This window comes from Streptomyces sp. NPDC111656 (assembly GCF_055656965.1).
Window position 1 is genome coordinate 49,596 of record NZ_JBVKCA010000004.1, and the last position, 13,256, is coordinate 62,851.

Below are 13,256 nucleotides of genomic sequence, written 5' to 3' on the forward strand. Positions count from 1 at the left end.
TCCCGCGGGGGTTTGGGGGCGGAGCCGCCGGTGGGGTTGAAGGGGCGGAGCCCCTGGGGATGATGGGGGTCCCCCCTGCTCGAGCGAAGCCGAGAGCTTGGGGGAGGGTAGGGGCGGCGGGGGCGAGACAACCCCCGAGCCGTCGACGCCGTAGAAGACACTGCTGCACGAGGAGGACCCCGTGCCCGAGGGGCACACGATTCACCGGCTGGCCGAGGACTACGAGGCCAGGTTCGCAGGCGGGCCCACCCGCGTCACCAGCCCCCAGGGCAAGTTCACCGACGCCGCCGCCCTCCTCGACGGCACCCCCCTCGAACACGCCGACGCCCACGGCAAACACCTCTTCCTCGCCTTCCGCACCGCCGACTGGATCCACATCCACCTCGGCCTCTTCGGCAAGGTGAACTTCGGCGACGCCCCCGCCCCACCCCCCACCGACACGGTCCGCCTCCGCCTCGCGAACGCCACGTCGTACGTCGACCTCCGCGGCCCCACCACCTGCGCCCTGATCACGGACGACGAGAAGCACGCGATACACGCCCGCCTCGGCCCGGACCCCCTCCGCGCCGACGCGGACCCGTCGGCGGCGTACCACCGCGTCTCCCGCAGCCGTACGACGATCGCCGCCCTCCTCATGGACCAGAAGATCATCGCGGGCGTAGGGAACGTCTACCGCGCTGAAGTCCTCTTCCGTCACGGCATCGATCCGTACCGCACGGGGAAGGACATCACCCCGACGCAGTGGGACGCGATCTGGACGGACCTGGTGGCACTCATGCGCGAGGGCGTCCGCAACAATCGCATCGACACCGTCCGCCCGGAACACACTCCGGAGGCCATGGATCGCCCACCGCGCGTGGACGACCACGGCGGCGAGGTGTACGTGTACCGCAGGGCCAACCTGCCCTGCCACATCTGTGGCGGCGAGATCCGCACCGCCGATCTCGCCGCCCGCAACCTCTTCTGGTGCCCGACCTGCCAGAACAGGTAGAGCAGTTGGAAGAACAGAACATGCAGTTGGAGCAACGGAACAGATGAACCGGGGTCCCCCCGGGGGCTAGAACCCGTGCGGCAACCAGGGCGCGACCGCCGACGAGAAGCCCACCGAGGCCTCCGCGAGCGCGCCCCGCCGCAACTCCCGCACCCGCCCCGCCGCCGCGAGCGAGGCCAGGGACACCCCGCCGAGATACGCCGCCCCCAACTCCCGTACGGACAGCGCGAGATCGGCGGCGTCCGACGTACGCACACAGGTCGCGCCCTTGGTGTCCCCGGTGAGCCGCCAACGCCCCTCGTTCCAGGGGCAGAACACGTCCTCCACCTCGAACACCACGTCCACCGGCGCCTGATACGTCCGCGCCTCCAACGCGACACCGACGTCCACGAGCCGCACATGCAGCGCGTCCCGCATCCGCACCGCGCAGCGGCGGATGTCGGACACCATGTGCTGCCACGCCTCGTCGACGGGGCGGCCGTGGGCGCGCAGCGTGGACGTCAGGTCGATCTCGAAGAGGAACCGCCACAGCGCCGCGTGCGACGCCGGGTCGAGCGCCTCCAGTTGGTCGAGGCGGACGGTGAACCCGGCCCCGCGGTGGTCGCCGTCCTGCTTGATCCGGTACCGGGCGTAGCCCACGACCTCGTCGTCCCGCTCGGCGACCACGCACTGCAACGGCGACGCCCCGTCCCGCTCGCTCTCCGGGTCGAGCAGCATCGCCCGGTCCCAGCCGGGCCGCCGCGCCAGCATCCCGGGCCGGCCCGGGACCAGCCGCGCGTACACCGCCTCACAGGCGTCGAGCACCTCGGCAGGCGTGGCGTACCGCAGACGTACGTCATCGGTGCCGGGCGGTACGGACAGCCGTACCCGGGTCGTGTCGATCTCGACGTTGTACTGATGGGTCGCGATGCCGTAGCCGAACCGGCCGTAGATCACCGGCTCCGACGCGGTCAGCACGGCGAGCGGTTCGCCCCATGAGCGGATGTCGTCCAGCTGCCGCCGCATCATCGACGTCAACAGCCCGCGCCGGCGGTGGGTGGCCGCGACGCTCACCATCGTGATGCCCGCGGCCGGTACGGAGGTGCCGCCGGGGACGGTGACCCGGAAGGAGAACGCCCCCGCGGTGCCCACACACTGGTCGCCGTCCCAGATCCCCAGGAAACGGTCGTACTCTGTGAGCGCGTTCATCACTTCGCGCTCCTCGGACGACTCCGGTACGCCCCCGAACGCGCGGACCAGGTTGTCGTACCACGTGTTCCACTCGGGCTGCCGCAGCACCCGCAAGTCAGTCGTCATACGCCATGCCTACCAGGGCAATGCGGTACGAGCGAGGGAATTTCCCCCACCTCCGGAGGCGCCGTTCACTGTGATGTTGAGCGCTCGGACGGGGGACAAGTGGGACCTCCCGTGCCAAGCACCTGGTCCGATGGATAGGGTCCCGAACTAATGGCAGCAGGACGAGAGCGGCGCGCGGAAGCCGAGACGTTCACGGCCCGGTTGAAGAAGCAGTGGCACCGGGCCCGCACCGGCGTGCGCAGATCCGCCGTCGACTACTTCCGCGGCGACGGTTCGGACTGGATCGCACTGGCCGGTCTGCTGCTGACCATCCCCGTGATCGCGGCCACGACGCTGATGAACTCGGTCTGGTGCTCCCCGGCCGCGCTGGTCCTGCCGATCGTCGCGGGCGGCCTTCTGCTGCGCCCCGCCAGCCTGCTCGGCCTGTACGCGGCCGCCGCCACCGCGCTGATAGTGGAGTCGGTGAAGCTGGGCCCGTACACCGAGGGCCCCTCGCGGGTCACCCCGGGCGTGGTCCTGGTCGTCGCGGCCTGCGGCTTCTTCGGCCTGCTGATCGCCCAGTTCCGCAGCCGGGTCGGCGTGCCCTGGCGGCGCGGCGGCACCATGCTCTTCGACCTGCGCGAACGCATCCGGGTGCAGAGCAAGCTGCCGGGCCTGCCGCTGGGCTGGCACCGGGAGATGGCGTTGCGCCCGGCGGGCGGTCAGTCGTTCTCGGGGGACTTCGTCGTGGCCGCACGTACGAACACCGGCCGAACGCTCGAAGTCGTCCTGACCGATGTATCCGGAAAAGGTATGGATGCGGGTTCGCGCGCCCTGCTCCTCTCCGGAGCCTTCGGCGGCTTGTTGGGATCGCTCCCACCTCACGCCTTCCTGCCCGCCGCGAACGGCTACCTCCTGCGCCAGGACTGGGACGAGGGCTTCGCCACGTCGATCCACCTGGTCCTGGACCTGGACTCCGGCGACTACGAACTCTTCTCCGCCGGGCACCCGCCGGGCCTTCAGCTCAGCGCGGGCAGCGGGCGCTGGGAGGAGAAGGCCGCGGAGGGTCCGCTCCTCGGGGTGTACGACGGTGCCCAGTTCGACCCCGTCAAGGGTTCCCTGCGGCCCGGGGACGTCCTGATGCTCTTCACGGACGGTCTGGTGGAAACCTCCGACCGTGACATCGTCGAGGGCATCGACCGTCTCACCGGCGAGGCCGACCGCTATGTCGCGGGCGGTTTCCACGGCGCCGCGTGGCACCTCATCGAGGCGGTCGCCAAGGACGTCAACGACGACCGAGCCCTCCTCCTGATCTGCCGGGACGGCGCCACGGCAACCCGCTGACGACGGCGGTACCGGGCTGCGACGGCGAGATCCGGATGAAGGGCGGCTCGGCTCCACCCGCCGCCGGTGCGCATGCTCCGCTGGGAGGCCCCGCCGGTCACCCCGGCCGGCATCGTCCTCGGCACGGCCATCGCGCTCGCCATGCTGGTGCCGATGATGAAGGGGCCGACCGGGCAGGGACCGTACATCCCGCCCCTTTTGTGCGGGTCCTTCGCCGGGGCGGTTGTCATGCTCGGTCTGACGGCGGTCACCGACCCCGCCCGCGCGGCGCTGCGGCGGGAGACACTGGAGGGGTGACGCAGACTCTCCTGACCCTGGCCGAAATAGAGACCCTCGCCCGTACGGCGCATGCCGCCCAGACCGACAAGGCGGGGCGGCCGTACACCGAGCACCTGCAGGCCGTCGCGGACGGGGTCCGTGAGCGCGGGGGCGACGACGAGCAGATCGCGGCGGCCTGGCTGCACGACGCCGTCGAGGACGACGTGCTCTCCGAGGACTGGCTGCGCGAGGCCGCGCTGACCGGGCGGACGAAGGACATCGTGCTGGCGCTGACCAAACGCGAGGGAGAGCCCCCGGAGTCGTACGCGAAACGCATTCGTACGACTCCGGGAGCTCTCGTGGTCAAGGCCTCGGACCTGGCACACAACGCCGATCCGGCCCGGCTCGCGGTCCTCGACGAGCACACCCGCGCGCGGCTGACCAAGAAGTACGCCGCGATGCGGGCGCTGCTCGGCCTGCCGCCGGGCTGACGGTGACCCTGTCGGGTTGACGCTGGTCGCACAGAGTTGACAGTGGTTGCGCCAGGTCAGGGCGATCGCGCCGTGTTGACGGTGGTTACGCCGGGGTCTTGGCCCGCTCGCGGGCCAGCTCCGTGGCGTCCCGCTTGAACGCCCACTCCATGCTGGGCTCCATCGCGAAGCGGAAGACCCGCCGGACCGGCGCCGTGCACAGCAGGGTGACGGCCACGCCCGCGACGAGGGTCACGAAGATCTCGCCGAGCGGCCGGTGCAGCCACTCGTGGTCGAACCACCCCCAGTAGTCGCCGCCCTTGACCAGGAAACCGTGCAGCAGATAGCCGTACAGCGTGCCCGCGCCGAGCGCCGTGAACCACATCCTGCGGCGCGGCACCCAGGCGAAGAAGCACGCCGTGAGCACCAGCGAGCAGCCGAGGAGGGCGAGCACCATCACGGGGCCGACCCACCAGGGGACACCCAGCTCCTGGGCGCTGTCGCGGTGGTAGAACTAGCCGGGGTTCATCCGCGGTACCGCCCACCAGCTCACGACCAGCGCGGCGGCGCACACCGGCACCGACAGGATGCGCACCTCGCGGCGGCGAACCAACTGGAAGTGCTCGGGCTTCATGCACAGGCCCAGCACGAAGAACGGCAGGAACTGGAGCGTCCGCTGCAGATCCAGGTCGTCACCGATGGACGGCGAGGTGGTCGCGAGCATGGCCACGAGGAGCGCGAGCGGAAGCGGCCGGCGGACCAGCTTCCACAGCGGCGTCGTCAGCCGCCAGATGAACAGCGCGCACAGGAACCAGGTGAGGAACCAGGGGTCGAGCAGGCTGACCGGCAGCGACGGATCGTCGTCGGCCCAGCGCTTGAAGAGGACGTACGCCACTTCGAAGACGACGTACGGCACGGCGACGCCGGTGACCAGGCGCTTCAGCCGGTCGGCGCGCATGTCGAAACTGCGGGAGAAGTAGCCGGAGATGATGATGAAGGCCGGCATGTGGAAGGCGTACACGACCATGTACGCGGCTTCGAGGACGCGGCTTTGACCCTTCAGGGGCTCCCACGCATGGCCCATGGCCACGAGCACGATCGCCAGGTACTTGGCGTTGTCGAAGAAGGCGTCACGCGGCTTGCCGGGCTGGGTGGCGGTGGCGGCCGCGGGGGCGGTGGCGGCCGTGGCGCCGGCCGGCTTCGAAGCCCGGTCGGACGGCAGGCTCGGGGCCGAGCGCGGGGTCGGCACCCCCTCCACCGACCGTACTGCCGGGGGGAGCGGCGTTCGACGGGGACCGTTCGGGTGGAGCGAGTTCGTCACGAAGCCTCCCACCAGAAACCGCGGGGAGCGGAGGGAGCGGGGGAGACGAACCAGGACCTTGCTGCTCTTGCGGGGGACGAGGCGGCGTGGAACATCTGAGGCACCCTAGCGTTGCCTGTGTGTCTTCGTAAAACTCCTGGCGTTATTCCTGCATATCACGTGTGAGTTCGTCCGTGAGTAACGTTTCGAGTACCCCGGATTTGGCGATTTCCCCTTACCGCATACGACAGTTGTGGCGCCGTTCTGTCCGCATTCGTCACGACTAATTGGTGCATAACACTCGCGGGCGACTCTGGTGAAATGTCCAGTCTTCGGTGCCTTCGGTGTCTTCGGAGCCATCTTCCGGACGCTCTCCGGCGTTTCTTCGCCGCGCCTGTGGCAACAATTGGAAATTCCTGCGAACGGGATGTGTGGACACAGCAACGACCCCCCGGAATTTCCCATGCGGGTGCCCGGTCGAATTGCCGTACGGGGTCGCACGGTTGGCCCGTCACGGGAGGGTGGGGGAGTGCGGTTCCCGGGCGGTCCCGGCCGACGATGTGTCACCTGCGGCATACGGGGGCCGCGTTGGTGGCACGATGGTTCTGGCGGGGGTGTGCGGGGCTGCACCCCCGGGCCGGGAGAGCGGACCGACCGTAGGGTGTGATCAGTTGTGGCCATTTCGCTGTCAGTGGTACTGCTGTTGGCGATCATCCTCGTGGTGTTGATCCGAGGGGGATCGATCAAGGCGGGGCCCGCCATCGTCGCGGTGCTCTTCGGCTTCTTCCTCGCGTCGACCGGAATGGCTCCGTCCATCCAGCGGTTCCTGGACTCGATAGCGCAGACGATCAACTCGATCAGTTTCTGATCCCTGGTTCTGATCTCCGGGCGGGACGGGCCGACGCCTTCACCGCCCCATTCATGGACGCGGACCCGACGGCCGCGCCCCGGGCCGACCGCGCTCTCCATGCCGACTCGATCAGCGATCCGACCGACCGACCGGGGAAATCCATCGGCGATCCGACCGACCGACAAAACGACCGGCGAAACGATTGGCGATCCGACCGACCGGTAAAACGCTCAGGGCCGGGCCGGAGGAGTGATCCTCCGGCCCGGCCCTGAGCCGTATGGAGCGGGCGACGGGAATCGAACCCGCGTAGCTAGTTTGGAAGACTAGGGCTCTACCATTGAGCTACGCCCGCACAGAGAGCACCGCAGGTCAGTGACCCCGGCACAGGAGGCATCGTAGCGGGTCGCACCCCGTCCCCGCACACCCCGTTCCGCGACCCCGCGGACGCTCGTGAAATGCGGCAGCCGCGCTGTCTCCGGGCATGTACCCTACGTGTCGCACCGACGGGGTGTGGCGCAGCTTGGTAGCGCGTCCGCTTTGGGAGCGGAAGGCCGTGGGTTCAAATCCCGCCACCCCGACCACCAGCCGGTTCCGGCGACACGTCAGGCGACGGATCAGGCGAGAGAACAGACGCCCGACGGCCGATGGCCGGGATCGCAAGATCGCCTTTTGGGGCGTGTACCGCCTGCGGTTACTATGCAGGTTGCGCGCCCGTGTGTCTGCACTGTTACGTCTCTCAAGGGCCGCGAATCCGCTGAGGCTCTGCCTGATCTCGGCAGAAACAAACAGCAGAACCCCGCAGCAGTACCCCCAAGAAGTCAGCCACAAGGAGACCGAACCGTGAAGAGCGCCGTGGAGAACCTGAACCCGACTCGGGTTCGGCTCACTGTTGAGGTGCCCTTCGAGGAGCTCAAGGACAGCCTCGACGCGGCGTACAAGAAGATCAACCAGCAGGTCACGGTGAAGGGCTTCCGGAAGGGCAAGATCCCGGCGCGCGTCATCGACCAGCGGTTCGGTCGCGGCGCCGTGCTCGAAGAGGCCGTCAACGACGCGCTCCCGAAGTTCTACACCGAAGCGGTCAACGAGGCTGAGCTGAACGTCCTCGGCCAGCCCGAGGTCGACATCACGGAGCTGAAGGACGGCGAAACGCTGAACTTCACCGCCGAGGTCGACATCCGCCCGACCATCGAGATCCCGGACTACTCCGGCATCGAGGTTGAGGTCGACGCAGTCGAGGTCGCCGACGAGGACGTCGAGAAGGCCGTCGAGGAGCTCCGTGAGCGCTTCGCGTCCACCTCGCCGGTCGAGCGCGCCGCCCAGGACGGCGACGTCGTCACGATCGACCTGGAGGCCAAGGTCGACGGAGAGGTGCTGGAGGACGGCGTCGCATCCGACGTCTCCTACACCATCGGCTCCGGCGAGCTGCTGGACGGCATCGACGAGGCCGTGAAGGGCCTGGAGGCCGGTGGCGAGGCCACCTTCGCCTCCGAGCTCAAGGGCGGCTCGGCGGCCGGCAAGGAGGCCGAGGTCACCGTCAAGGTCACCCAGGTCGCCGCGCGCGAACTGCCCGAGCTCGACGATGACTTCGCGCAGCTCGCCTCCGAGTTCGACACCCTCGACGAGCTCAAGGCGGACAGCCGCAAGCGCCTCGAGAACATGAAGCAGTACGACCAGGCCACGCAGGCCCAGGAGCGTGTCCTGGAGAAGCTGCTCGAGCTGGTCGAGGTCCCGGTCCCCGAGAAGCTGCTCGAGGACGAGATCAACACCCGTAAGCACAACCTCGAGCACCACCAGCTCGGCCAGATGGGCCTCGACCTTGAGAAGTACCTCGAGATCCAGGGCAAGACGGTCGAGGAGTTCGACGCCGAGACCAAGGAAGCCGCGGTCAAGGGCATCAAGACGCAGTTCGTCCTCGACGAGCTCGTCAACAAGGAGAAGCTGAACGTCAACCAGGAGGAGCTCACCGAGCACCTCATGCGGCGTGCGGCCTCCTCCGGCATGTCCCCCGACCAGTTCGCCCAGGCGGTCGTCGAAGGCGGCCAGGTCCCGATGCTGGTCGGCGAGGTAGCCCGCGGCAAGGCCCTCGCGGTCGTCGTCGAGGCCGCCACGGTCAAGGACACCAACGGCGAGGTCGTCGACCTCGACGACGAGGAGGACGAGACCGAGTCGGCCACCGAGGTCGTCGCCGAGGTCACCGACGGTGACGAGGCCTCCGAGGAGAAGCCCGAGGCGTAAGCCCACGGCGCTTCAGCAGCTGTACGACGGGCCCCCGGGGACTTCTTGTCCCCGGGGGCCCGTCGCCCTTTGGGGGCGCGGGGAACTGCGTGAGCAACCCACGACGAGCCGCACCCGCCGTTGGACCACCCGTGGCAGACGCGACCGCGGCTTTGTGGGGGCGGATCGCACAGTTCCCCGCGCCCCCGACGGGGCACAGCCCCGCCGAACCCCCTGTCCGACCCAGCGGAGCGCATGCGCTCACAGCGAACAGTTCCTTCTGCGGGATTCCCCGGAGGGACCCGCGCGTTAGGGTCCATGAATACGAGGGCAGGGGAGTCCCCGAAGCCGCCCCGGGCGGTTGTCGCACCGGGGTCCCACGCCCCCAGCAGAAGACGTGAGACGGCCCGGCGCCGTCGTAAGACGAGCAGGTGGATACGTGACGAATCTGATGCCCACAGCTGCCGGCGAACCCTTCGGTGGTGGCCTCGGCGACCAGGTCTACAACCGACTGCTCGGCGAGCGGATCATCTTCCTCGGCCAGGCGGTCGACGATGACATCGCCAACAAGATCACGGCGCAGCTGCTGCTCCTTGCCGCCGACCCGGACAAGGACATCTACCTCTACATCAACAGCCCCGGCGGATCGATCACGGCCGGCATGGCGATCTACGACACCATGCAGTTCATCAAGAACGACGTGGTGACGATCGCCATGGGCATGGCGGCCTCGATGGGTCAGTTCCTGCTCAGCGCGGGCACCCCCGGCAAGCGCTTCGCCCTGCCGAACGCCGAGATCCTGATCCACCAGCCCTCGGCCGGCCTGGCGGGCTCCGCGTCGGACATCAAGATCCACGCCGAGCGGCTGCTGCACACCAAGAAGCGGATGGCCGAGCTGACCTCCTTCCACACCGGTCAGACGGTCGAGCAGATCACTCGTGACTCGGACCGCGACCGTTGGTTCGACCCGATCGAGGCCAAGGAGTACGGCCTCATCGACGACATCGTGCCCACCGCTGCTGGTATGCCGGGCGGTGGCGGCACCGGGGCGTCGTAAGCCCCTCAGCGCCCCCCAGGGCGGCGCGTGGCCCCTCTGCCGCTCTCCGGGCGCACCCAGTGCCCCGGAGCGGCGCAGACGGCCCTCCAGCGCCCCCAGCCGACCGCCTCAGGCTCTTACAGGCTCTTCAGGAGACACAGTGAACGACTTCCCCGGCAGCGGCCTCTACGCCCGCACGCAGGCCGAGTACACCGGTCCTCGTGCGGAGTCCCGCTACGTCATCCCGCGCTTCGTCGAGCGCACCTCGCAGGGCGTGCGTGAGTACGACCCGTACGCGAAGCTGTTCGAGGAGCGCGTGATCTTCCTCGGCGTGCAGATCGACGACGCCTCCGCCAACGACGTCATGGCGCAGCTGCTGTGCCTGGAGTCGATGGACCCCGACCGTGACATCTCGGTCTACATCAACAGCCCCGGTGGCTCGTTTACGGCCCTCACGGCCATTTACGACACGATGCAGTTCGTGAAGCCCGACATCCAGACGGTCTGCATGGGTCAGGCGGCCTCGGCCGCCGCGATCCTGCTGGCCGCCGGCACGCCGGGCAAGCGCATGGCGCTTCCGAACGCCCGCGTGCTGATCCACCAGCCCTACAGTGAGACCGGCCGCGGCCAGGTCTCGGACCTCGAGATCGCGGCGAACGAGATCCTCCGGATGCGCGCGCAGCTGGAAGACATGCTGGCCAAGCACTCGACCACGCCGATCGAGAAGATCCGCGAGGACATCGAGCGCGACAAGATCCTCACCGCTGAGGACGCGCTCGCGTACGGCCTGATCGACCAGATCATCTCCACCCGCAAGATGAACAGTTCCGCGATCGTCTGACGTATCGCTGTATCGTCTGCCGCTCGTCTGTCGCCCGTTGGCGCGGTTCACGACAAAGTGAACCGTGCCAAGGGGGGCCCGAACGGGGGGCTCGGCAAGGTACCGTCGGACATAAGGCAGCACCAGGAGCCGCTGGACCTAGGCGTCTCCCAGGCGAAGGGGAAGCACACCGTGGCACGCATCGGTGACGGCGGCGATCTGCTCAAGTGCTCGTTCTGTGGCAAGAGCCAGAAGCAGGTCAAGAAGCTCATCGCAGGCCCCGGTGTGTACATCTGCGACGAGTGCATCGATCTCTGCAACGAGATCATCGAAGAAGAACTCGCGGAAACGAGCGAGGTCCGCTGGGAGGAGCTCCCGAAGCCCCGCGAGATCTACGAGTTCCTCGAGGGGTACGTGGTCGGCCAGGAGTCGGCCAAGAAAGCCCTCTCGGTCGCGGTGTACAACCACTACAAGCGGGTCCAGGCCGGTGAGAACGGCGGCGGTCAGAGCCGGGACGACGCCATTGAGTTGGCGAAGTCCAACATCCTCCTGCTGGGCCCCACGGGCTCCGGCAAGACTCTGCTCGCCCAGACGCTCGCGCGCATGCTCAACGTCCCGTTCGCCATCGCCGACGCGACGGCGCTGACGGAGGCGGGGTACGTCGGCGAGGACGTCGAGAACATCCTGCTGAAGCTCATCCAGGCGGCCGACTACGACGTCAAGAAGGCCGAGACGGGCATCATCTACATCGACGAGATCGACAAGGTGGCCCGTAAGAGCGAAAACCCGTCGATCACGCGAGACGTGTCCGGCGAGGGCGTCCAGCAGGCGCTGCTCAAGATCCTGGAGGGCACGACGGCCTCCGTCCCGCCCCAGGGCGGACGCAAGCACCCCCACCAGGAGTTCATCCAGATCGACACGACGAACGTCCTGTTCATCGTGGGTGGCGCCTTCGCGGGCCTGGAGAAGCTCATCGAGTCGAGGGCGGGTGCCAAGGGCATCGGCTTCGGCGCGACGATCCGCTCCAAGCGCGAGCTCGAGTCCAAGGACCAGTTCGAGGCGGTCATGCCCGAGGACCTGGTGAAGTTCGGCATGATCCCCGAGTTCATCGGCCGGCTGCCCGTCATCACCTCGGTCCACAACCTCGACCGGCCGGCGCTCCTCCAGATCCTCGTGGAGCCGCGCAACGCGCTCGTGAAGCAGTACCAGCGCCTGTTCGAACTCGACGGCGTGGAGCTGGACTTCGAGCGCGAGGCCCTGGAAGCCATCGCCGACCAGGCGATCCTCCGCCAGACCGGCGCGCGCGGCCTGCGCGCCATCATGGAGGAGGTCCTCCAGGCGGTGATGTACGAGGTTCCCTCGCGCAAGGACGTGGCGAGGGTCGTCATCACGGCGGACGTCGTCCTGTCCAACGTCAACCCGACGCTGATCCCGCGCGACGCCCGCGGGCGCGGCCCGGGCGAGCAGAAGACGGCGTAACCGCCACCGTACGGACGTACGCCGAAGGGGCCCCGGTCAACCGACCGGGGCCCCTTCGCCGTTGCTGTGCTCGCGGTTGACGCGTGCGGTCAGATCTTGACGCGGACGTCGTTGCGGAGCTTGGCGGCGGTGGCGGCCGCGTCGTCCAGCGAGCCGCTCTTGCCGGTGAGGAAGGCGGCGATGTCGACCGAGGTGACGGAGGCGACCGTGCTGTGGTCGCCCCAGACGCACAGGGGCACCTTCACGGTCTTGGGAGCGCCGGCCGTCGAGGTCGACGAGTCGGTGTTCGTGATCTCGGCCGCCTGGCACTTCAGGATGCCGTTGCTGAAGCCGGAGGGCGTGAACTCCTGCGGGCTGCCGATCAGCTTGCCCTTGGTGTCTTCCTTGCTCTGGTCCTTCTCGGACTCCGTCTTCAGCTTGGCGAACATGGCGTCGACGACGGCCTCCGGGTCGTCGATGGTGCCGTACACACCGCTGAAGGACAGGTTCTTCGCGGTCAGGCCCGTGCCGTTCGCGTAGCCCGCGCCGGCGCCCTTGGCGTTCTTCACGCCCCACTTCTCGAAGTCCTTGATGTCGCTGTCGGACATCGTGGGGTTGTCATCGGAGCTGTCGGACTTCTTGTAGGTGCCGTTGATGACCGTCGCGGGCGTCGTCAGCTTGTGCGGGCCGTCGTCCGCGACGGAACCGCTGCCGCTGCTGCTGCCACCGATGACGAGATACGCCCCCACGGCGATCGCGGCGACGACCGCGACCGAGCCGATGACGATCGCCGTCTTCTTCTTGCCGCCGCCGGGCGCGGGCGGCTGCGGGGCGCCGTAGGGCTGCTGGCCGTAGGGAGGCTGCTGCCCGTAAGGGGGCTGCTGGCCGTACGCGGGCTGCTGACCGTACGGGGGAGTCTGCGGCGGGACACCCTGAGGAGCCTGTTGGGGGTAGCCGTAGCCGGGCTGCGGAGGGGCCTGCTGCGGGTAGCCGTAGCCGGGCTGGGGGGCCTGCGGCGGCTGGCCGTAGCCGGGCTGAGGAGCCTGCGGCGGCTGGCCGTAAGGGCCTTGCTGCCCCGGCTGACCGTACGGTCCGGGCTGCTGGGGCGGCCCGTCGTACGGGCCCGGCTGGTTGTAGCTCATCTCTGGGTTCCCCTCCAGATGCTTATGTGTTCCTGACATCCTGGCGTAACCCCTGGGGTGCCACGGCAGTGGGGGGCGGACCGTTACGAAGAATCGTG

The 13,256-nt window shown here is 68.5% G+C and carries 11 protein-coding genes, 2 tRNA genes and 1 pseudogene; 10 read left to right on the forward strand and 4 right to left on the reverse strand.

Features of this window, described 5'->3' with window-relative positions; all coding sequences use genetic code 11:
• Positions 1–181 precede the first annotated feature (181 nt).
• Positions 182–991: an Fpg/Nei family DNA glycosylase gene (locus ACZ7M3_RS13680; protein ID WP_472063207.1), complete on the forward strand. Its 810-nt coding sequence runs from the start codon at positions 182–184 to the stop codon at positions 989–991.
• A 66-nt stretch (positions 992–1,057) separates the two neighbouring features.
• Here ACZ7M3_RS13680 and ACZ7M3_RS13685 read toward each other — a convergent pair whose 3' ends face one another.
• Entirely contained in the window at positions 1,058–2,287 is a 1,230-nt protein-coding gene (locus ACZ7M3_RS13685; protein ID WP_472063209.1) for a GNAT family N-acetyltransferase, read from the reverse strand.
• Positions 2,288–2,437: 150 nt separating this feature from the next.
• Between ACZ7M3_RS13685 and ACZ7M3_RS13690 the strand changes: the two genes are divergently transcribed.
• From ACZ7M3_RS13690 to ACZ7M3_RS13700, 3 genes are all read left to right on the forward strand, one after another.
• Positions 2,438–3,610: a PP2C family protein-serine/threonine phosphatase gene (locus ACZ7M3_RS13690; RefSeq protein WP_472063211.1), complete on the forward strand. Its 1,173-nt coding sequence runs from the start codon at positions 2,438–2,440 to the stop codon at positions 3,608–3,610.
• 66 nt (positions 3,611–3,676) lie between these two features.
• On the forward strand, positions 3,677–3,907 hold the full coding sequence (locus ACZ7M3_RS13695; protein WP_472063213.1) for a hypothetical protein: 231 nt from the start codon (positions 3,677–3,679) through the stop codon (positions 3,905–3,907).
• A complete protein-coding gene (locus ACZ7M3_RS13700; protein ID WP_095854683.1) occupies positions 3,904–4,359 on the forward strand; it encodes an HD domain-containing protein in 456 nt (151 codons plus the stop codon). Before ACZ7M3_RS13695 ends, ACZ7M3_RS13700 begins: the two co-directional genes overlap by 4 nt.
• Before the next feature lie 85 nt (positions 4,360–4,444).
• On the opposite strand, the pseudogene ACZ7M3_RS13705 reads toward ACZ7M3_RS13700, so the two are convergent.
• Positions 4,445–5,659 (reverse strand): annotated as a pseudogene (locus ACZ7M3_RS13705) (acyltransferase family protein).
• Between the two features lie 652 nt (positions 5,660–6,311).
• Here ACZ7M3_RS13705 and ACZ7M3_RS13710 point away from each other — a divergent pair.
• A complete protein-coding gene (locus tag ACZ7M3_RS13710; protein WP_054231893.1) occupies positions 6,312–6,506 on the forward strand; it encodes a hypothetical protein in 195 nt (64 codons plus the stop codon).
• A gap of 260 nt (positions 6,507–6,766) precedes the next feature.
• Here the strand turns inward: ACZ7M3_RS13710 and ACZ7M3_RS13715 are convergent.
• Positions 6,767–6,840 (reverse strand) — tRNA-Gly (locus ACZ7M3_RS13715).
• Positions 6,841–6,992: 152 nt separating this feature from the next.
• On the opposite strand from ACZ7M3_RS13715, the gene ACZ7M3_RS13720 reads away from it, so the two are divergent.
• The 5 genes from ACZ7M3_RS13720 (at position 6,993) to clpX (ending at position 12,037) form a co-directional block, all read left to right on the forward strand.
• Positions 6,993–7,069 (forward strand) — tRNA-Pro (locus ACZ7M3_RS13720).
• Between the two features lie 259 nt (positions 7,070–7,328).
• Positions 7,329–8,723, forward strand: coding sequence for a trigger factor (gene tig, locus ACZ7M3_RS13725; protein WP_472063215.1), 1,395 nt, complete (start codon positions 7,329–7,331; stop codon positions 8,721–8,723).
• 430 nt (positions 8,724–9,153) lie between these two features.
• Positions 9,154–9,759: an ATP-dependent Clp protease proteolytic subunit gene (locus ACZ7M3_RS13730; protein ID WP_054231895.1), complete on the forward strand. Its 606-nt coding sequence runs from the start codon at positions 9,154–9,156 to the stop codon at positions 9,757–9,759.
• 139 nt (positions 9,760–9,898) lie between these two features.
• Positions 9,899–10,579: an ATP-dependent Clp protease proteolytic subunit gene (locus ACZ7M3_RS13735; RefSeq protein ID WP_054231896.1), complete on the forward strand. Its 681-nt coding sequence runs from the start codon at positions 9,899–9,901 to the stop codon at positions 10,577–10,579.
• A gap of 171 nt (positions 10,580–10,750) precedes the next feature.
• Positions 10,751–12,037: an ATP-dependent Clp protease ATP-binding subunit ClpX gene (gene clpX / locus ACZ7M3_RS13740; RefSeq protein WP_067370615.1), complete on the forward strand. Its 1,287-nt coding sequence runs from the start codon at positions 10,751–10,753 to the stop codon at positions 12,035–12,037.
• An 89-nt stretch (positions 12,038–12,126) separates the two neighbouring features.
• Here clpX and ACZ7M3_RS13745 read toward each other — a convergent pair whose 3' ends face one another.
• Positions 12,127–13,158, reverse strand: coding sequence for a hypothetical protein (locus ACZ7M3_RS13745; RefSeq protein ID WP_472063217.1), 1,032 nt, complete (start codon positions 13,156–13,158; stop codon positions 12,127–12,129).
• Between the last annotated feature and the right edge of the window lie 98 nt (positions 13,159–13,256).

Bases quoted from the DNA above. Each gene is read 5' to 3' on its own strand.
- ACZ7M3_RS13685 (WP_472063209.1), bottom strand. From the start codon at position 2,287: ATGACGACTGACTTGCGGGTGCTGCGGCAGCCCGAGTGGAACACGTGG.
- ACZ7M3_RS13690 (WP_472063211.1), top strand. From the start codon at position 2,438: ATGGCAGCAGGACGAGAGCGGCGCGCGGAAGCCGAGACGTTCACGGCC.
- ACZ7M3_RS13730 (WP_054231895.1), top strand. From the start codon at position 9,154: ATGCCCACAGCTGCCGGCGAACCCTTCGGTGGTGGCCTCGGCGACCAG.
- ACZ7M3_RS13745 (WP_472063217.1), bottom strand. From the start codon at position 13,158: ATGAGCTACAACCAGCCGGGCCCGTACGACGGGCCGCCCCAGCAGCCC.